Annotated in this window: 18 protein-coding genes; 6 read left to right on the forward strand and 12 right to left on the reverse strand. The window is 57.7% G+C overall.

Annotated features, from left to right (window positions below; translation table 11 throughout):
• The 10 genes from Q0903_RS18760 to Q0903_RS18805 form a co-directional block, all read right to left on the reverse strand.
• Window positions 1–803, reverse strand: an 803-nt coding sequence (locus tag Q0903_RS18760) for a sugar kinase (RefSeq protein ID WP_299417808.1), incomplete at its 3' end; no start/stop codon positions are given.
• Complete coding sequence (locus Q0903_RS18765; RefSeq protein WP_299417809.1) at window positions 800–1,681, reverse strand: DMT family transporter; 882 nt, start codon at window positions 1,679–1,681, stop codon at window positions 800–802. The genes Q0903_RS18765 and Q0903_RS18760, both read right to left, overlap by 4 nt.
• Window positions 1,682–1,684: 3 nt before the next feature.
• Window positions 1,685–2,605, reverse strand: a complete 921-nt coding sequence (locus Q0903_RS18770) for an NAD(P)-dependent oxidoreductase (protein ID WP_299417897.1) — start codon at window positions 2,603–2,605, stop codon at window positions 1,685–1,687.
• Window positions 2,605–3,612: a Gfo/Idh/MocA family oxidoreductase gene (locus tag Q0903_RS18775; RefSeq protein WP_299417810.1), complete on the reverse strand. Its 1,008-nt coding sequence runs from the start codon at window positions 3,610–3,612 to the stop codon at window positions 2,605–2,607. The genes Q0903_RS18770 and Q0903_RS18775 overlap by 1 nt, the downstream gene beginning before the upstream one ends.
• Window positions 3,609–5,111 (reverse strand): altronate dehydratase family protein, encoded by a 1,503-nt coding sequence (locus tag Q0903_RS18780; RefSeq protein ID WP_299417811.1) that lies wholly within the window; start codon window positions 5,109–5,111, stop codon window positions 3,609–3,611. The genes Q0903_RS18775 and Q0903_RS18780 overlap by 4 nt, the downstream gene beginning before the upstream one ends.
• Before the next feature lie 25 nt (window positions 5,112–5,136).
• Window positions 5,137–6,090 (reverse strand): phytanoyl-CoA dioxygenase family protein, encoded by a 954-nt coding sequence (locus tag Q0903_RS18785; protein WP_299417812.1) that lies wholly within the window; start codon window positions 6,088–6,090, stop codon window positions 5,137–5,139.
• Entirely contained in the window at window positions 6,087–7,709 is a 1,623-nt protein-coding gene (locus Q0903_RS18790) for a TRAP transporter large permease subunit (RefSeq protein ID WP_299031555.1), read from the reverse strand. The genes Q0903_RS18785 and Q0903_RS18790 overlap by 4 nt, the downstream gene beginning before the upstream one ends.
• On the reverse strand, window positions 7,709–8,551 hold the full coding sequence (locus Q0903_RS18795) for a TRAP transporter small permease (RefSeq protein WP_299031558.1): 843 nt from the start codon (window positions 8,549–8,551) through the stop codon (window positions 7,709–7,711). The genes Q0903_RS18790 and Q0903_RS18795 overlap by 1 nt, the downstream gene beginning before the upstream one ends.
• Before the next feature lie 15 nt (window positions 8,552–8,566).
• Window positions 8,567–9,736: a mandelate racemase/muconate lactonizing enzyme family protein gene (locus Q0903_RS18800; RefSeq protein ID WP_299417813.1), complete on the reverse strand. Its 1,170-nt coding sequence runs from the start codon at window positions 9,734–9,736 to the stop codon at window positions 8,567–8,569.
• Window positions 9,737–9,819: 83 nt separating this feature from the next.
• Window positions 9,820–10,842: a TRAP transporter substrate-binding protein gene (locus Q0903_RS18805; RefSeq protein ID WP_299031564.1), complete on the reverse strand. Its 1,023-nt coding sequence runs from the start codon at window positions 10,840–10,842 to the stop codon at window positions 9,820–9,822.
• 197 nt (window positions 10,843–11,039) lie between these two features.
• Between Q0903_RS18805 and Q0903_RS18810 the strand changes: the two genes are divergently transcribed.
• On the forward strand, window positions 11,040–11,690 hold the full coding sequence (locus Q0903_RS18810) for a GntR family transcriptional regulator (protein WP_299031567.1): 651 nt from the start codon (window positions 11,040–11,042) through the stop codon (window positions 11,688–11,690).
• On the opposite strand, the gene denD is transcribed toward Q0903_RS18810, so the two are convergent.
• Both denD and Q0903_RS18820 read right to left on the reverse strand, forming a co-directional pair.
• Window positions 11,687–12,652, reverse strand: a complete 966-nt coding sequence (gene denD / locus Q0903_RS18815; protein WP_299417814.1) for a D-erythronate dehydrogenase — start codon at window positions 12,650–12,652, stop codon at window positions 11,687–11,689. The genes Q0903_RS18810 and denD overlap by 4 nt on opposite strands.
• Window positions 12,649–13,533, reverse strand: a complete 885-nt coding sequence (locus tag Q0903_RS18820) for an NAD(P)-dependent oxidoreductase (RefSeq protein ID WP_299417815.1) — start codon at window positions 13,531–13,533, stop codon at window positions 12,649–12,651. Before Q0903_RS18820 ends, denD begins: the two co-directional genes overlap by 4 nt.
• Before the next feature lie 186 nt (window positions 13,534–13,719).
• Between Q0903_RS18820 and Q0903_RS18825 the strand changes: the two genes are divergently transcribed.
• From Q0903_RS18825 to Q0903_RS18845, 5 genes are read left to right on the forward strand one after another with little or no spacing between them, the layout of a single operon-like run.
• Window positions 13,720–14,481, forward strand: coding sequence for an SDR family oxidoreductase (locus Q0903_RS18825; protein ID WP_299417816.1), 762 nt, complete (start codon window positions 13,720–13,722; stop codon window positions 14,479–14,481).
• Window positions 14,478–16,295, forward strand: coding sequence for an IlvD/Edd family dehydratase (locus Q0903_RS18830; RefSeq protein ID WP_299417817.1), 1,818 nt, complete (start codon window positions 14,478–14,480; stop codon window positions 16,293–16,295). Before Q0903_RS18825 ends, Q0903_RS18830 begins: the two co-directional genes overlap by 4 nt.
• Before the next feature lie 18 nt (window positions 16,296–16,313).
• On the forward strand, window positions 16,314–17,162 hold the full coding sequence (locus Q0903_RS18835; protein WP_299031582.1) for a fumarylacetoacetate hydrolase family protein: 849 nt from the start codon (window positions 16,314–16,316) through the stop codon (window positions 17,160–17,162).
• Window positions 17,155–18,078 (forward strand): 2-hydroxyacid dehydrogenase, encoded by a 924-nt coding sequence (locus Q0903_RS18840; RefSeq protein ID WP_299031585.1) that lies wholly within the window; start codon window positions 17,155–17,157, stop codon window positions 18,076–18,078. Before Q0903_RS18835 ends, Q0903_RS18840 begins: the two co-directional genes overlap by 8 nt.
• Window positions 18,079–18,099: 21 nt before the next feature.
• The gene (locus Q0903_RS18845; protein ID WP_299417818.1) at window positions 18,100–18,690 is read left to right on the forward strand and encodes a LysE family translocator; all 591 of its coding nucleotides are present in this window, start codon (window positions 18,100–18,102) and stop codon (window positions 18,688–18,690) included.
• Window positions 18,691–18,701 lie beyond the last annotated feature (11 nt).

Below are 18,701 nucleotides of genomic sequence, written 5' to 3' on the forward strand. Positions count from 1 at the left end.
TCTAAACATGCAAAATGCTCTAAACCCAAAAAATAACACCCCAAATATCCACCGTTAAAACTGTCACCAGCTCCGGTCGTGTCTACGACGGTATTGGCGCGTTGATAGGTCTGTTTTACGGGTATTCCGAGGGAGATTGGCCCTGCGGCGCCTCGCTTTAACGCACCAGTCACTGAAAGGCGATTAAACCTTGCGATCACCTCGTCTGCTGTCTCGCCAAACAGGGCCATTTCGTCGTCAAGAGAAGGGAGTGCGATGTCTGCGCGTTGCCAAAATGCGGTTGTAATTTCGCGGGCGTGCGCCTCGCTGTCCCACAAGCGTGGGCGATAGTTACTGTCGTAGATCACCGTTATGGAAGAGGCCTCAAGCCATGCCAGAAGCGATTTGCGGACTGCATGGGGCAGGATTGCGAGCGATATGCCCGTTAAATAAACTGCGTCATAGCTCGAAAGAACGCTAAAATCGCCGTCATCAAACAACTGACGGGCAGCGGATGTGTTGCGCCAATAGGTAAAGCTGCGCTCGCCATCCGGGCGGGTGGTAATAGCGTAAAGGCCAGGCGATGCACCGGGAACCGTACGAACGGCTGATGTGCCCACGCCCTCCCGCGCGATAAAATCATTTATCCGAGCCGAAAATGGATCATCCCCGAGGCACGTTACGTAATCGACAGTCAGTGAGGGGGCCGTACGATGCAGGTAAATTGCTGTGTTCAGCGTATCCCCTGCAACACCGACCTGCGCGGCATCATCTGTCATTGAAAGCTCGATCATGGCTTCCCCGATACATGCGATCCGTTTCATTTCTGTTCTCGCTTCCAAATAATCAGACCTGCACCCATGATCACAATTGCGCCCATGATGGTGGCGCTGTCAGGTATTGTTCCGAACAGCAAATAACCCCAGATCGCTACGTAAATCAGGAAGGAGTAGGTGAAGGGCATCAATTGATTTGCGGTGCCAAAGCGGTGCGCATTCGTAAGCAGCTGGTGTCCTGCCCAGCCCATCACGCCAAGACCTATCAGCACGATCATGGCCCATGTGGTTTCAGGCTGCACCCAGCTCCATATCGCAAAAGGTAAAAGTATGAGTGTCCCGACCATCCCCATGTAGAACTGCATCGTATCTACGGCGACAATGCCTGACAGTTTGCGCGTCATAATTGAATAAAGTGCGAGGGCTGTCGCGTTGTAGATGATGAGCAGCATGGCGGGGTGAAACGCCGTGCCGAAGGGCCGCACAACGATCAATACGCCAATGAAACCTAACAAGATCGCTCCCCAGCGCCATGGGCCAACTCGTTCGCGCAAAACCGAGATCGACAAGAAGCAGACGATTACAGGGCTGGAAAACATGATCGCCGAAACCACCGTCAGCGGCAGGAATTGCAACGCATAGAAATTGGAGAGCGTGGCCGAGACAAGAAGCAATGCGCGGCTGAAGACCTGCCAAAGATGATCTGTCTTGAACCGCTCCGCCTCTATTCCGCCTTTGGCGATGACGGCGATAGAAATAATGAAGTGGCTGGCGTAGCGCATGAACGCGAGTTGGAAGGCGGGTATACCTGCCACCGCCAGCCACTTTGCCCCAGTGTCCACCACGGAAAAGAACAGCCATGCGGCGAGCATCATCAAGATGCCCAACCGTGGCAGATCAGCGTTGGACCCTGCGGTGACGGCCATAGATCAGCCTTTGAACTTTTTAGCGTAGAAGTCGACCATCTGACTGACCATATCGTCGGCCTGGCCGCTGTCGCGTGCAGCTTCCAGCGCGCCAAGCGGTGCTTTGACCATGATGCTTTCGGTGCCGGCATCACGGGCCATGCGGTCATAATAGCCCAGATCTTTGGCTGCGTTTTTGATTGCAAAGGCCAGCATCGATGGATCGCCGTCCACACCGTAGGCTTTGACGAAATCCATCATGCCTGAATGCAGTGGCCCTGCTGCCATGACGTTATAAAGCTCTTGGCGGTCAACACCCGCACCGTCTGCCATGGCAAAGGCCTCGGCCATTGCATTTGCGACGGTCATGCCGAAGAAGTTGTTGATCAGTTTGATGGTATGGCCTGATCCGACGTCGCCCAGATGAAAGACGTTCTCGCCCAGATCCTTCAGAACAGGCTCTACCGCGTCAAAGGCCGCCTTGTCGCCTGAGGCCATGATATTGAGCAGCCCGTCTGCGGCGTGTGAGGGGGTGCGCCCCAAGGGGGCGTCCAGAAAGCTACCACCAGCCTCGGCGACTTCGGCCGCCAGTGCGCGGCTGCTGGCGGGCAGGGACGTGCCGAAATCAACGACAGTTGCCCCTTTGCGCAGACCTGCGATCACGCCGTCAGCACCGCGCATCCTGCTTTCGACATGGTCCGAGGTCCCCATACACAGCATCACGATGTCGCTGGCCTCGGCCACGGCTTTTGCATTTGTGGCCTCTTTTGCGCCGCGTTCTATGGCAGCGTCCAGATAGGTGCGGTCGCGGTTGCCCAGAACGGTCAGGTCATAGCCGAGGTCCTGCAACCTGCCCGCCATAGCGCCGCCCATTAGGCCGAGGCCAATAAATCCGATGGTTGGTTTACTCATGTGCTGTCCTTTCGAGGAATAGTTGTGCGTGATTAAGCATATTGTGCGGCCTTGCCCACGCTATTCGGGGTAAGTTGTGTTTCGATCTGTTGTGCGATTGCCAGCGTGCGCGTTGCATCGGCCACGTCGATCAGCGGGCTTGCCCCGTCCATCACGCTGATAAAGTGGTCAAGCTGCGCGGCTAGGGGTGTTTGGGTGTTTGTATGGGCCGCAAAGGGGCGGACCTGCGCAGGGCTTCCCCAGTCTGTTCCGTGCCAGAGGGTCAGGGACGGGAAGCTGACCGCACCCTTTGTTCCCGTGATCCACATCATGTCTTGCTGTGTTGTGCCGATGTTCGGGTTTTCGCCCGTTCCCGCCTCAAACCCCCAAGGAGAAGGGGCATTGTCGGCAAAGCTGATGGTTCCTGTGGCACCATTCTCGAACGCGAGGGCCACTGCGCCGCTCTCGATCCTGTCGGTGCCGCGCAGCGACGCGCCACGCAGGGCCGCTGTTTGGGCAATCTCACCGATGCAAAAGCGCATGAGGTCAATGTCATGCACAAGGTTGATCATCACAGGGCTGCCGCCAGCCGTGCGCCAGTTGCCCTGAAAATACGGATCGGGTTTGCGCACAGCCCAGATCAGCGAAACAGTGACCACATCGCCAATCAAGCCATCGGACAGTGCTGATTTCAGTTGTTGAACGGGTGCGTGATACCGTCGGTGATGCCCGACGAGCGAACGCACGGATGCGGTTTGCAACGCAGCCTCTAGCTGCCGGGCGTCTTGCAGGGTGCCTGCCACGGGTTTTTCGATGAGCATGTGCCAGCCGCGCGCGGCAGCTTGGATGCCGTGGGGGGCGTGCAAGTGGGTCGGGGTAGCGATGATAACGCCGTCCACTGCGCCATCAACCGCATCCATCGAGGTAAAGCGTTTCGCATCTGTCTGGATCGTCATATCGGGATCGGCAAGGCCGACCAGCGTACAGCCGCTGTGGGCCTGCACTGCCTCGATATGGCGGATGCCGATCAGCCCGCCGCCGACAACCAGTATGCGTTTCACATCACAGCTCCAATTTGCCATGGGACGAATTCATAATCGCCCAAGCCTTGCGCCTCGGATTTGGTCGCCTCGCCCGAGGCCACGCGCAGGAACATGTCGTAAATCTCGCGGCCTTTGTCCTCGACGCTGACGCCTCTGGACAGGATTTCGCCTGCGTCTATGTCCATGTCCTCGACCATGCGGCGCGCCATTTCGGTGTTGGTGGCGATTTTGACTGTTGGCGCTGGTTTGGAGCCGAAAGCAGAGCCGCGTCCTGTGGTAAAGCAGACCAGATTGCAACCGCCTGCAATTTGCCCTGTCACAGAGGCAGGATCATAGCCGGGGCTGTCCATAAAGGTGAAACCCTTGGCTGTCACAGGCTCGGCGTATTTGTAGACCCCTGTAAGCGGCGATGTACCGCCTTTGGCGGCGGCGCCCAGTGATTTCTCTAATATCGTTGTCAGCCCGCCCTTTTTGTTGCCGGGGGAGGGGTTGTTATCCATGGAGCCGTTGTTGCGGGCGGTGTAGTCCTCCCACCATTTGATGAGGCCGATCAGTTTGTCGCCTGTTGCGCGATCCACGGCGCGGCGGGTCAGAAGGTGTTCGGCGCCGTAGATTTCGGGTGTCTCGGCCAGTACGCCAGTTGCGCCTTGGGCGGTCAGCAAATCGCAGGCGTATCCCAACGCGGGGTTTGCCGTCACGCCCGACCACGCGTCAGAGCCACCGCACTGTAGGGCGACCATCAGCTCGGACACAGGACAGGGCGTGCGCACGGCCTGATTGGCGATGGGCAGCATCGCGGTAATTTTGTCGATGCCCAGCTCAACCGTGCGGCGCAGCCCTGCGACGTTCTGGATGTTCATCGTCTGGAAGGTGGGGCTTTGTTTCAGACCGTAGGCCTCGAGCAGCCAGTCGATTTGATTCATTTCACAGCCCAAGCCCACCATGAGAACGCCTGCGTGGTTGGGGTGTTTTGCATAGCCCCACATAACACGTTGCAGCGCCTCGAACCCGTCCCCTGAATCCGCCATGCCGCAGCCTGTGCCGTGCACAAAGGCGGCGACCCCGTCCACGTTGGGATAGCCTGCCAGCACAGCAGGGGTGAAGTGATCGGCAATCATGCGCGCGGCTGTGGCCGAGCAGTTAACGGAGGTGACAATCGCAATGTAATTGCGCGTACCGACACGGCCGTTTTCGCGGCGGTAGCCCATAAATGTGTCTTGGGTTGTGGCAGGTGTGACTGGCCGCAAATCTGTAGAGAACTCATATGCCGTGTCGATGTTGCGAAATTCGGTATTGTGGGTGTGCACATGATCGCCCGCCGCAATGTCGCAGGAGGCATAGCCGATCAGTTGGGCATATTTGCGGACAGGATCGCCTTTGCGCATGGGCGCTGTTGCGATCTTGTGACCGGAGGGGATCAGCGCGGTTGTGTGCGTGTCCTCAATGGCGACACCAACGTCCAGCGCGCGCGTAGCTGTGACGACCGTATCCGCGCGATCAAGCCGTACAAAATCCATAGGGTACTCTTTCGGGTAGGGGACTTCAGGCGCAATAGGGCGCGTCGGAAGACCATCGGTGAATGTCGATATGTGGTGTCTTGGACAGGCGGGCGCGGGCCTCTTCCCACTGGGCTTTGCAGGCACGCCAATCGCGAAGCTCGTTTGCGGGGTTGGCGCGGGAGCGGGCGATGAATTCGGGGAAATGCTTGCGGCCTGTGGATTGGCCCGTGACGTTAAAGCGGATGTCGAAGGACCAGCGGAACCTGTCGGTTACGTTGGTTAGGGATGCGTGCGGGGTCAGTGGGTGGAACAGCACAGCGCCCCCTGCTTTGACGGGCAGTGGCAGTGCGTTTTCAGGCTCAAGAAAACCGTCTGCAATACCTGTTTGAGTGCGCGCGCAATGGGGCAGCATTTGCTGGTTTGCTGATTGCGGCTGTACCTGCAAGCACCCGTTCTGGACGGTCGCATCGTTCATGGCGATCCAGACGGTGACCATATCGGTGCTGTCTGCATCCTCCAGCGCCACAGCGCGGTCCTGATGCCAGTCGGTTGCGGTAATATGGGCGCGGATTTCATCCTCGGCCAGTGCGGTCGAGGGCGGCTTCAGGCGCACATGCTGGATGGGGTTGCTGGTCAGCTCTGGCCCGATCAACTGCTCGACCACGTCCAGCAGCGGCGCGGCGGTGAGCATGTCAAACACCGCAGGGCCGATGTGGAAAGGTGTATCCGCGCTGATCCTGTCGCCGGGAAGGGAGATATCCAGCGGCTGGAAATAGTCGCAGCCCGCGTTGTATCCCGTGAGCAACTTGCCCCAGAAATCAAGCTCGGACGGTGGGATGCTGACGCGGCCAGCGGCAAACCAGCCGTCATAAAGCTGGTCCAGCACCTGTGCATATTCATCCCTGACCCGTGTGAGGATATCAGTGGGAATGACATCAGGCACCACAAGATAGCCGTCCGTTTCGAACTGTTTGATCTGGTCGGGCGACAACATCATAGCAGCAGCGCAATGATGTTCGGCCAGATCAGCAGCACTGACAGGGCGATCAGCTGGATGCCGATAAAGGGCAGGAAGCCTTTGAAGATATCGGTCAGGCTGATGTGGGGTGGTGCCACTGATTTCAGATAAAAGGCCGCAGGTCCAAAGGGCGGCGACAGAAAGCTGACCTGCATGTTCATACAGAATACAACGCCGAACCAGATGGCCACATGGCTTGGCTCCAGCTGGCCGATAAAGCCGATCTCTTCGATAGGAAGGCGCAGCACGATGGGCAAAAAGACAGGGATGATCAGCAGGACGATCCCGACCCAATCCATGAACGCGCCCATGAACAGAAGGATCAGCATCATGGTCAGGATCACGGCCATTGTTGGCAGGTCCTTCCCCACAATCAGGTCGGCCACATATTGCGGACCACCTGCGATGGTGTAGGCCCCCGCCAACGATGCCGCACCGATGGTCACCCAGATGATTGTACCGGTTGAGCGCAGCGTGCGCATCAGGCTTTCCCAGACCAATGCAAATGATCCTTCACCGCGCAGGATTGCGATAATCAGAACCGCGGCAGCCCCCATGCCTGCGGCCTCGGTGATGCCTGTGATGCCGCCATAGATCGACCCCATGACAACACCGATCACCACAATAGGTGCGACAAGGCCTTTGCCCATGTCCCAACCAATCTTGGCGCGTTCCTTGCCAAAGACAAAGTAGATCAACAGCAGTGCGACGATGACGATGCCTGCAAGCCACGGCATATGCGCCGCTGTGCCAAGGCGCGCCGGATCACCGTCGCTGGCAGCGTTGGAGCCTGACAACTCAAAAAACGCGGCGCGGGCAAAGAGGAAGGTGCAAAAGCCTGCTGTCACAATGGACAGAAACGCAAGGAACAGCAGCCGCTTTTCACCGCGCGGCGGATCGTTGGGGTCTTCGGGCGGCAGGGGCGCGTCTTCGGGGCGCAGGCTGGTGCGGATGATGATGTAGATAATAAACATCGACGCCAGCATGAATCCCGGAATAAACGAAGCGGTGAACAGAGCCTTGATCGAGGTTTCGGTGATCAGGCCATAGATGATCAGCACGATAGAAGGCGGGATCATCGTGCCGAGCGAGCCTGACGCACAGATCACACCAATCGCAAGGTTCTGGTTATAGCCAAGCCGCAGCATCTGCGGCAGGGCGATAAGGCCCAGAAGGACGACTTCACCGCCAATGATACCCGACATCGCCGCCATAATCACCGCCATGATGGATGTCACAATGGCAATGCCGCCGCGGGTGCGTGACAGCCAAACATTGAGCGACGAATACATGTCTTTTGCGATGCCCGACCGTTCCAGCAGGGAGGCCATGAAGATGAACAACGGGATTGATATGAGGACATAGTCCGTTAAGAGCCCGTATATCTTTTGCGCAAGAATATAGAGCGGCCCTGTGCCGGGCCTGCCTGTCAGGATTCCATCCCCGAAGGTGAAGGGGTTGGCCAGCAGCGTCGGCTCGAACTTCATCACCAGTACGAGAACGGCCAGAGAGGCAGAGGCGAAGCCGAGCGGCATCCCGATGGCAAGAAGCGCGATCAGCGCCAGCATCAGGACCAGCGAGATTGTTCCAATATCCATCAGTCTTGCCCTACCGCACGTTTCAACATTTCAATCTCTTCCTGATCGGGTTCATCCGTATGGATTTCTGGCTCTTTGTTCCAATCCGCGATCAGGTTCAGGACCGCTTGTATCGCCACGAGGCTGATCATGATCAGCACCATGGGTTGAAGCGTGGCTGGGATCGGCGGATTGAAGGCCGAGCCATAAAGCTCCCATTTGTAGAGCTTGTTCACAAAAACCTGTTTGTAGCTGCCATAGACCAGCGCAAAGGCGAAGATCACGATCAGCAGGCACGAGAAGGTGTCAAAGACCCGCTGCAACCACCGCGGCACCATATCGTAGATCAGGAAAATGCGGATATGGCAGCGTTGCTGCATGGCATAAAACCCTGATGTCAGGAACACAAAGCTGGCAAACCACAGGGTCATCTCGTTTGCCCACTCGGTCGGGCGCTCAAGAATATAACGCATAAAGACCTCGTACAGCATGACGATGGTCATCACGGCGATCATCATCATTGTCACACGGCCGATGAACAAGGCGATGCGGTCAACAGTGCTGGCCCCGTCATATTCCATCGCTGCGGGCTGTACGCTGCGCGCACCAAAAAAAGCCAGCACAGGCGACAGGATCAGCGCGGCCATGTCCAGAAAATCAATATGCCCGCCAAAGATGCCCGCCATGTTTGGCGTTACATCGGCGCGCAGATAGATCGCTTCGACCTGACCGCGCAGGGATTCTGATGTATAGGGAATCCAGTCGAGCATGAAGGCTGGCAAATGCCAGATCAGCCAGCTCATCGTGCCGACAAAGGCCATGGGAATCACCCACTCAACAATCCCGCCCGAATTTTGTCGCATCCGTTTTCCTCTCGCTTACGCGTCGATCGTGTACTGTTTGATGAAGTCGCGGTCAGGTTCCACGCCGATACCGTGCCCTGTGGGGATGGCAACGCGGCCCTTGTTTGCCTTGACCTGAGCTTGGATATTCAGTGGCTCTGCCAGCAGGTTGTCGCGGAACTTGTTGTCGGTGGTGTCGAATTCCAGCATCGGCTCCCATGGGTGCAGGCCACCGGGCAGGGGCGGCATGGCCGCCAGCAGTTGCAGATTGGTCGCCACCGCAATGGCACTGCCCCAGACGTGGTTGATGACGGGGGTGAAATGCGCGTGGCACAGGGCCAGCACACGCAAATATTCGCTGATGCCCCCCAACGCGCAAACCTCTGGCTGGGCGATGTCCAGCCCGCGGTTCTCAAGGATGTTGCGCCAGCCCCAGCGGTTGAACTCGGCCTCGCCACCCGAAATGTTCACCTTCAGCCCTGCGCGAAGTTCGCGGTAGCCGTCCAGATCTTCGGGGGCGATGGGTTCTTCGAACCAGTAGGCGTCCAATTCTTCCAGTGCGCGGCCCACATAGAATGCGTCCGATGTTGTGTAGCAGTGATTGGCATCCACCATAAAGCGGAAACCATCCCCCACGCCTGCGCGCACGGCCTCGCAGAGCTTTACATCAGGTTTGGGGCCAAAGCCGGTTTTCATCTTGGTCGCGGTAAATCCCATGTCCTTGATCGCGGCCGCCTCGTCCTTGAACCGCGCGGCAAGCGTGTCGACAGGTTCATCGCGCAGCATCATCCCGTAGCCATAGCAGGGCACATCTGTGCGGTGCGCGCCGCCGATCATCTTGTGCAGGGGCAGTCCTGCCACCTTGCCTGCGATATCCCACAGCGCGATGTCCACGCCCGAGAGAGATTGCATCGGCATGCCTTTCTGACCGTGGTCTCGCAAAAGGTTGTAGACCTTATGCCAGATCACGTCCCGATCCATCGGGTCCATGTCCAGCACCATTGGCTGGATTACTTTTTCAACGATGCCCTTATTGGCGACAGCTATATTTCCAGGACCAAAACACTCGCCCCAGCCTGTCACGCCTTCGTCCGTCTGCACCTCGACCAGATGCGCAGAGCGTTTTGCGTAGTATTGCTGCGAATAGCCCAACACCTCGGGCATATCGTATTGCAACACATGGCTGATGATGCGGGTGATTTTCATGAAGACCCAAGAGTTAGAGAGTAAAACGGCAAGGCCATGGAAACAGCCTTGCCGCAGTGCGTCAGATCAGCGGGTTGGGCTGATTATTCCATCGCGCCCATTTGCTTGAGGAAGCCGATGTGGCTCTCCAGCAGTGCTTTTGCTTCTGGTGTTGTCGCAAACTCGGTCCAGCCTACCTGTACTGCCGCGCGGTATTTGGCCAGATCTTCCGGTGTCCACTCATACAGGTTTACGCCTTTGGCGGTCAGGTCCTTGGCGGTCTGTGCGTTCTGGACTTCGTTGATTGTGGCGTTGTGCAGCGCGAGGCTGTCCATTGCCACTTCCATGATCTTTTTATGGTGTGCTGGCATCGCTTCCCATACGTCCTTGCGGCAGGCAAGGTGATCAGCCGGCATAGAGTGGAAGCCGGGGTAGTTTGTGTGCGTTGCGATGTCATACAGACCCAAGCCCACGTTGTTGGTCAGGTTTGCCGCATCGGCGCCGTCGATGATACCGGTTTCAAGCGCAGTAAAGATTTCGTTGAAATCCATCACGATCGGTGATGCGCCCATGGCCGAGAAAACCTTGGTCGCAAGACCAGGGGGTGAGCGGAATTTCCAGTCCTTGAAATCATCCGCGTTGCGGATTGGCGATGTAGAGGCCAGCGATTCAGGGCCGGGGATCCACCAGCCGATGAATTCCATGTCGTAGGTGTTGTAGAGACCGTTCAGCGCCGCGCGGCCATCGCCGTGCAGCAGCCATGCCATCTGCTCATACGGGTTACCGTAGCCGCCCATAAGATCACCGGCAAACTGGAATGCGGGGTTCTTACCTGTCTGGTACGCGCCGCCTGTCATGTCGCAATCAAGGATACCTGTGGCAGCCGCATCGAATGTCTCGACCGATTTGACCACGGATGATGAATAGAACATCTCGACCGCGATCTCGCCGTTGGACATTGTCTGAATGTCGTCAATGTATTTCGCGGCCATTTTCCCCGAAAGGGTCTCTGGCGAGAAGTGCGTTTGAATGCGAAGTTTGGTTGTTGCGTGGCCATCAGCCATTGCCGTGCCCGCGACCATAGCCGCTGCAACGGCCACCGAGGCAGCTGTCTTCAATAGTGTCATGTTGTCCTCCCAGACGTTACGCGTGTGTGCCCGGAGGTCGAACCGCCCCCGCTCCCAATAACGCTAACGTGAGGTTAGGCTGACGAATCGTCTACAACAAGAAAAAAGTGAAATTTATAATAATTTCGAGATTATTATGTATTCTCGAAATTATTTAGTCTAGTGTTGAATGGTACAAACATGAAGCGGAACCAGAAATGTCGCAAGACCCAGATATTTATCATGCTCTAGAGAGGCGGTTGATCACCAATGGCTTTCAACACGGAGCAAAGCTGCGGGCCGAGGTGTTGCGCACCGAATTTGGCTGTTCTGCGAGCACTGTGCGCGAGGTCCTGTTCCGGTTGTCGACAGTCGGGTTGGTGAATTTCCAAGAACAGCGCGGGTTTCGAGTGCCGGAGCGGTCGCCGCAGAAATTGATCGAGCTAACCCATCTGCGCGTCTTGCTGGAGGGGGAGGGGAGCGTTTTGTCCATCCGCAAAGGCGGGGTGGCTTGGGAAGCGCGTCTGACTGCGGCCCATCACAAGCTGAGCCATATCGAAAAGCGGATACATGCGCAGGACGACCCGAGTGAGCTGATCGACATCTGGTTCAGTTCGGAAAACGAGTTTCACCAGACCCTGATTTCGGCCTGTGGGTCAGAGACGCTCAAGCAGATGCACGGCCAGATTTATGCGCAGTTCCGCCAGCAGCTGATGGTGGCCGACATGCGGTTTGATTTCATTTCGGAGAACATCCAGCACCACGCCAGTATTCTGGACGCTGCCATGGCAGGAGACGAGGCGCTGACGCGCCAGCGCATTCACGAGCATCTGGCGCGGCATCTGACGGGTAATACGCTGGGCGACTAGGCCGAAAGCTCGTCCTGCATGTAAACTTCGATGATCTTGTCAAAAGACTGTTCGGCGCGAAAACCCAAAGCGATGGCGCGTTCGGGCGCAAAGTCGCGCGGCCAGCCATCAACAATTTTCATGATCGTTTCATCGGGCTGGTGTTTGATCAGATCAACCGCTTTTTGTCCGGCGACCTTGCGCAGCGCCTCGATCTGTTCTTCTACCGTGCAGCTGAGGCCAGGCAGGTTCATTGCGCGCCGCCCTTCAAGCAGATCGGTATCAAGCTGCGCTGCTTGGGTCAGAAACTGTGCGGCGGCACGCGGGCTGGCATGCCAGTGGCGCACGGTATCTGGCACGGGCAGGACCGCCTCCACCCCATTCAGCGGCTCACGAATGATGCCCGAAAAGAACGAGGATGCCGCCGCATTGGCCTTGCCGGGCCTCACGCAGATTGTGGGCAGGCGCAGGGATAGACCGTCGATAAACCCTTTGCGGCTAAAATCCGTCACCATCAACTCGCAGGCGGCCTTTTGTGCGCCATAACTGGTTTGCGGCGCAGAGAGGAATTCATCGTCGATCTTGTCTGGATAGGGTCCGCCAAAAACAGCGATGGATGAGGTGAACACCATGCGTGGGCGGTAGGTGCCGCCCGAGGCGTGATGTTCGTTTTTCAAGGCCTCCAGAAGGTGCCACATCGCCATCATGTTTACGTCCCAACCCAGATCGAACTCGGCCTCGGCCTGTCCCGACACGATAGCGGCGAGGTGAAAGATCACATCGGGGCGGCTGCTGGCCAGTGTCTTGGCCATCGCTGGGTCTGCAACATTGCCGATAACGGTTTTTGCCGCCACGCCGTCAGCCGGAAAGGCGCGGTCAAACAGGGTCAGTTCCGCATTGGGAAAGATGGTATCTGTAGTGATGCGCTGGGCCAGCTTTTGGCCGATCATTCCGCCACCACCAAGGATTAGAATTTTGGTCATGTCAGATCATTCCGTTTCTTGAGTTCCAGATAGAGCCCCGAGTGGTCCAGATCGGCGCCGCCCATGGTGTTGCAAAAATCGGCAAAGCGGTCGCGCACAGCTTGGGTAGCGGGCAGGCTGAGGTTCACGGCACCCGCTTCGGCGAGCGTATTGTCGAGGTCTTTGAGCTGGAATTTGGACAGGCCACCGGGGGCGAAATTGCCTTGCGACATCCGCTCGCCATGCTGTTGCAGGATAACGCTATCGGCAAACCCGCCTTTGAGCGCGGCACGCAGGGCAGCAGGATCAGCGCCGCCTTGCTCAACCAGCAGGGTTGCTTCGGCGACGGCGGCGATGGTGACAGCGACGATGGCCTGATTTGCCAGTTTACACAGTTGCCCCGCGCCCGAGGGTCCGACCCGCACAGGCCGACCCATGGCCGACAGGACGTCACGCATTTGATCAAATACCGCAGCTTCGCCGCCCACCATGATGGCGAGCGTGGCATCCTCTGCGCCTTTGGTGCCGCCTGATACGGGCGCATCCAGATGTGCCACGCCATGTTGCCCCAGCAGGGCTGACTGGGCGCGGGCGTGTTCGGGTTTTGCACTGGACATGTCGATCCAGACACTGCCGTTTGGCAGGGCTGCGCGGAAAGCATCATCATCCAGCAATGCCTGTGTCGCGTAACCATCCGATAGCATGCTGATAATGATCTCGGCCCCTGCAATGGCCTCGGCAGCAGTGGCGGCAGTGTTTGCACCTGCCTCGACCAAAGGGGCGGCACGGTCCGCGCTGCGGTTCCAGACCGTCAGTTGATGCCCCGCTGACATCAGATTTCGGGTCATGGGTGCGCCCATCAGGCCAGTGCCTAGCAAGGTAATTTTTCGCGGCTCAATCATCGCAGGGGGTCCTTTCGCATCAGAAACGCCGTGGGGTTATGGTCAAATCCAAATCTCTGTCATACGCTAAACTATCCGTCCAGAAGCGCCATTGGCTCTGCTTGATTTACATGAGGTTTGTGAAAATACGCAAGCTTTGGCGCCGCTGGATGGTAAGGGTGCAACCATAGATCGGGATGAATAATTGTGACTGGACAAAGGCTTAGCGGGAAGCGCGTTTTGGTGACTGCCGCCGGACAGGGGATCGGGCGGGCCAGTGCAATTGCTATGGCGCGCGAGGGTGCGCAGGTGTTTGCGACCGATGTAAACATGGATGCACTATCTACGATTCGGGATGCGAATCTCGAAAATATAGAAATTTTCGAACTTGATGCGCGCAGTGACGAGAGTGCGCAGGCAGGTGTCGCGCGGGCCAATCCGGATGTTTTGTTCAACTGCGCGGGCTTCGTACATCACGGCACAATTCTGGATGCCAAAGACGACGATCTGGAATTCGCGCTTGATTTGAATGTCCGCTCAATGGTGCGAACCATTCGCGCGGCGCTGCCGAATATGCTGGAGCGTGGAACAGGCTCGATCATCAATATGTCATCGGCTGCAGGCTCTATCATCGGTGCGCCGAACCGTTTCATCTACGGAACCACCAAGGCGGCGGTCGTCGGGCTGACAAAGTCGGTTGCGGTTGATTTTGTAGCCAAGGGTATTCGGTGTAACTGCATTTGCCCCGGCACGGTGGAATCCCCCAGCTGGCATGACCGCGTAACCGCGCTGGGTGAGCAGTTGGGCAGCTATGACGAAGCCATGGCGCAGTTTGTAGCGCGGCAGCCTATGGGCCGTGTCGCTACCGCCGAGGAGATTGCGGCGCTTGTTGTGTACCTTGCCAGTGACGAAAGCGCATTCACCACAGGGCACACGCATATCATTGATGGAGGCTGGTCAGGCCAATGACACAAGATACCCCGAAAGCCACGCGGATCAGCAAGGATGCCCTGCGGTCGCGCAAGTGGTTTATGAACCCTGACAATCTGGAGATGACCGCGCTGTATCTGGAGCGGTATCTGAACTATGGGCTGACGCGTGAGGAGCTGCAATCGGGCAAGCCGATCATCGGGATTGCGCAGACGGGGAGCGATCTGTCGCCATGCAACCGCCACCATATCGAACTGACCAAGCGCGTGCGCGACGGTATCATCGCGGCAGGGGGGACATGCATTGAAATTCCGGTGCACCCGATTCAGGAAACGGGCAAACGGCCCACTGCATCGCTGGACCGCAACCTTGCCTATCTGTCGCTGGTCGAGACCTTGTTCGGCTATCCGCTGGACGGTGTTGTACTGAACATCGGGTGTGACAAAACCACGCCTGCGCTGTTGATGGCGGCGGCCACGGTGAACATCCCTGCGATTGCCTTGTCCGTCGGCCCGATGCTGAATGGCTGGTGGAAGGGCGAGCGTGCAGGCTCTGGCACCGTGATCTGGAAAGCGCGCGAGCAGTTGGCTGCGGGCAATATCGGCACGGACGAGTTTATGGAGATCGCGGCCGCCTCTGCGCCGTCGGTGGGCTATTGCAACACGATGGGGACGGCCACGACCATGAATTCACTTGCCGAGGCGCTGGGCATGCAACTGCCCGGTTCTGCTGCAATTCCCGCGCCTTACCGCGAGCGGGGGCAGATCAGCTATGAGACTGGCAAGCGGATCGTTGACATGGTTTGGGAGGACATGCGCCCGACCGATATCATGACCCGCGAGGCATTCGAGAATGCGATCGTCATCAACTCGGCCATCGGCGGCTCTACCAATGCGCCGATTCATTTGAACGCGATTGCGCGGCATTTGGGTGTGCCGCTGGACAATGATGACTGGCAAAAACACGGGCATGATGTGCCGCTGCTGGTCAACATGCAGCCTGCGGGCAAATATCTGGGCGAAGATTACCAGCATGCAGGCGGTGTGCCTGCGGTGGTGGGTGAATTGATTGCAGGGGGGCTGCTGCCGCATCCCGATGCTGTGACCGCCAATGGTAAAACCATGGGCGATAATTGCGCGGCGCAACGCTCAAAGAACACGGATGTGATCAAGCCTGCCAGTGATCCGATGATCGGGCAGGCGGGGTTCCTGAACTTGTCAGGCAATCTGTTCGAAAGCGCGATTATGAAAACTTCCGTGATCTCGCCCGCGTTTCGCAAAACCTATCTGTCCAATCCGGATGATCCAGAGGCGTTCGAGGGCCGTGCCATTGTCTTTGAAGGGCCGGAGGATTTTCACCACCGGATCGACGACGCGTCCGAGAACATCGACGAAAACTGTATTTTGTTCATGCGCGGTGCGGGCCCCAAAGGATACCCCGGTGCGGCGGAGGTCGTGAACATGCGACCCCCGTCTTATCTGATCAAAAAGGGGGTCGAGGCCTTGCCGTGTATCGGGGATGGCCGCCAGTCGGGGACATCAGGCAGCCCGTCGATCCTCAACGCATCGCCCGAGGCTGCGGACGGTGGCGGATTGGCCTTGCTGCAAAACGGTGATCCCGTGCGCATTGATCTGGGTAAGGGAACGGTCAACATGCTGGTCCCGCTGGACGAGTTGAACGAGCGTGCCCGCGTGCTTGCAGCCAATGGCGGTTACGACGTGCCTGCCAGCCAATCGCCGTGGCAAGAACTGTTCCGCGAAAAAGTAGGGCGTCTGGATCAGGGTATGACCCTTGAGGGCGCGGAAAAATATCAAGACATCGCACGCAAGTACATGCCGCGCGACAATCACTAAAACTCAGAGGAAAACACCATGAAACTTGTCCGCTATGGCGCTGTCGGTGCCGAGAAACCTGCGATGCTGGATGATGAGGGCCAGTTGCGCGATCTGTCTGCGCACGTGAGCGATATCAACGGTGATATGCTGGATGATGCCAGCATCGCCAAGCTGCGGGCGCTTGATCCTGCCAGCCTGCCGCTGGTGGAAGGGGAGCAGCGCATCGGGGCCTGCGTGGGCAACATCGGTAAATTCCTGTGCATCGGGCTGAACTATTCGGACCATGCCGCCGAGACAGGCGCTGAAATTCCCAAGCATCCGATTTTGTTCTTCAAGGCGAATTCCGCCATTGTGGGTGCTTACGACGATGTGGTGATGCCGCGCGGATCAACCCAGACCGATTGGGAAGTCGAGCTGGGAGTTGTGATCGGCACCACTGCCAAATACGTCACCAAGGAAAATGCGCTGGACCATGTGGCGGGCTATTGCATCGTGAATGATGTGTCCGAGCGGCATTTTCAGGCAAACCTGACGGGGCAGTGGACCAAGGGGAAATCCTGCGACACCTTCGGCCCGACTGGTCCATGGCTGGTGACACGTGACGAGGTTGAAGACCCGCAGAACCTTGATATGGCGTTGGATGTGAACGGCAAGCGGATGCAGACGGGCACCACCTCCACAATGATCTTTACCGTGGCCGAGATTATCGAGCACCTCTCGGGCCTGATGACATTGCATCCCGGTGATGTGATTACCACAGGCACCCCTCCCGGTGTGGGGTTGGGGATGAAGCCCGAGCCTGTGTTTCTCAAGAAAGGTGATGTGATGGAGTTGACCATTCAAGGACTGGGACACCAGCGCCAGAAAGTGGATCAAGATGCCTGATCTTTTGCAAATCGGTGGCATCACGGATGCAATGCGCGAACGGCTGGAAGCAGAGTTTACCATCCACCAGACCAAGCGGTATGACGCGGATAAAATCACCCACGTGGTGACAAATGGCCACGACGGGGTGAACCCCAATTTGATGGCATCGCTGACCAACCTTCAGGTAATCAGTGGCTATGGTGTGGGCTATGACGCAGTAGATGCGGATGAGGCCGCGCGGCGCGGTATCATCGTTACGCATACGCCAAACGTATTGAACGAAGAGGTCGCGACCACGGCGCTGCTGCTGATGCTGTCATGCTACCGCGAAGTGTTGCGTGACGATGCCTATGTGCGCTCTGGCGCTTGGGAGGCCAAGGGCGGTGCGCCGCTGACCCGCTCGGCGGATAACCAGACCGTTGGTATCCTCGGGCTGGGGCGGATCGGGCAGGCGATCGCAGACAAGTTGGCGCCGTGGAACGCAAAAATCCTCTATCATTCGCGCACCGAAAAGGACGTGCCTTATACCTACTACGACAATCTGACGGCGATGGCGTTTGATTGTGATGTGCTGATCTGCATCACGCCCGGTGGCCCGTCGACCAACAAGATCGTTAATCGCGATGTCTTAGAGGCGCTGGGCCCGCAGGGGACGTTGATCAACGTAAGTCGGGGGTCTGTGGTGGACGAGGCCGCGCTGATCGAAGCATTGCAATCAGGTGCTTTGGGCTGGGCCGGCCTTGATGTGTTCGAGGGTGAGCCGCACGTGCCGCAAGCGCTGCGTGATCTGCCCAACACGGTCCTGTTGCCTCATGTTGGCAGCGCCACCATCGAGACGCGGGCGGCAATGGGGGATTTGACAGTGGACAACCTGCTGCAACATCTCAAGGACGGCACCGTTATCAGTGCCGTGCCTGAATGTGCGCATCTGTGATCTATAGTGCTGCGGTGACAGATGTTTGAGTTTGTCATTGCAGTTTTCTTTTTGCTGATCACGCCGGGGCCGGGAGTGTTGACCACGGCGGGTATCGGGGCTGCCTTTGGCTATCGTGCGGGGCTGGGGTTTGTTGTTGGGCTTATGCTGGGCGGGTTCATCACCATGATGATCGTTATATCGGGCCTTGCAGCGGTTGTATTGGCGGTGCCGTCTTTGCGCATGGTGCTGTTGCTCGCGTCGGTCGGATATCTGGTCTATCTCGCGTGGCGGATCGCCAGCGCGGGATCGAAGATCGGGTTCCGACCTGCGGCCAAGCCGCTAGGCTTTGCCAATGGGCTTGCATTGCAGTTCATTAATCCAAAGGCTTATGTGGTCGCTACAACCCTGTTTTCAGGTTTTGCCTTCATGCCCGATGCCCCAGTTTGGGAAGTTGTCCTGAAGATACTGGTGTTTAACGCAATTTGGGTGCCTGTGCATTTGGTCTGGTTGGGTGCGGGTGCCACTCTGGGCAGTATGGACCTAAGCCTGCCTGTGCAGCGGGTGATCAACATCGGTATGGCCGTTTCGCTGCTGGTCGTGGTGGCGGTTGCGTTGATAGCAAGTATCTGAGCGAAAGAAGA

The sequence above is a fragment of the uncultured Sulfitobacter sp. genome, from assembly GCF_947502895.1.
Classification (GTDB): domain Bacteria; phylum Pseudomonadota; class Alphaproteobacteria; order Rhodobacterales; family Rhodobacteraceae; genus Sulfitobacter.

Bases quoted from the DNA above. Each gene is read 5' to 3' on its own strand.
- Q0903_RS18765 (WP_299417809.1), bottom strand. From the start codon at position 1,681: ATGGCCGTCACCGCAGGGTCCAACGCTGATCTGCCACGGTTGGGCATC.
- Q0903_RS18780 (WP_299417811.1), bottom strand. From the start codon at position 5,111: ATGGATTTTGTACGGCTTGATCGCGCGGATACGGTCGTCACAGCTACG.
- Q0903_RS18785 (WP_299417812.1), bottom strand. From the start codon at position 6,090: ATGATGTTGTCGCCCGACCAGATCAAACAGTTCGAAACGGACGGCTAT.
- Q0903_RS18790 (WP_299031555.1), bottom strand. From the start codon at position 7,709: ATGGATATTGGAACAATCTCGCTGGTCCTGATGCTGGCGCTGATCGCG.
- Q0903_RS18795 (WP_299031558.1), bottom strand. From the start codon at position 8,551: ATGCGACAAAATTCGGGCGGGATTGTTGAGTGGGTGATTCCCATGGCC.
- Q0903_RS18800 (WP_299417813.1), bottom strand. From the start codon at position 9,736: ATGAAAATCACCCGCATCATCAGCCATGTGTTGCAATACGATATGCCC.
- Q0903_RS18805 (WP_299031564.1), bottom strand. From the start codon at position 10,842: ATGACACTATTGAAGACAGCTGCCTCGGTGGCCGTTGCAGCGGCTATG.
- Q0903_RS18810 (WP_299031567.1), top strand. From the start codon at position 11,040: ATGTCGCAAGACCCAGATATTTATCATGCTCTAGAGAGGCGGTTGATC.
- denD (WP_299417814.1), bottom strand. From the start codon at position 12,652: ATGACCAAAATTCTAATCCTTGGTGGTGGCGGAATGATCGGCCAAAAG.
- Q0903_RS18820 (WP_299417815.1), bottom strand. From the start codon at position 13,533: ATGATTGAGCCGCGAAAAATTACCTTGCTAGGCACTGGCCTGATGGGC.
- Q0903_RS18830 (WP_299417817.1), top strand. From the start codon at position 14,478: ATGACACAAGATACCCCGAAAGCCACGCGGATCAGCAAGGATGCCCTG.
- Q0903_RS18835 (WP_299031582.1), top strand. From the start codon at position 16,314: ATGAAACTTGTCCGCTATGGCGCTGTCGGTGCCGAGAAACCTGCGATG.
- Q0903_RS18840 (WP_299031585.1), top strand. From the start codon at position 17,155: ATGCCTGATCTTTTGCAAATCGGTGGCATCACGGATGCAATGCGCGAA.
- Q0903_RS18845 (WP_299417818.1), top strand. From the start codon at position 18,100: ATGTTTGAGTTTGTCATTGCAGTTTTCTTTTTGCTGATCACGCCGGGG.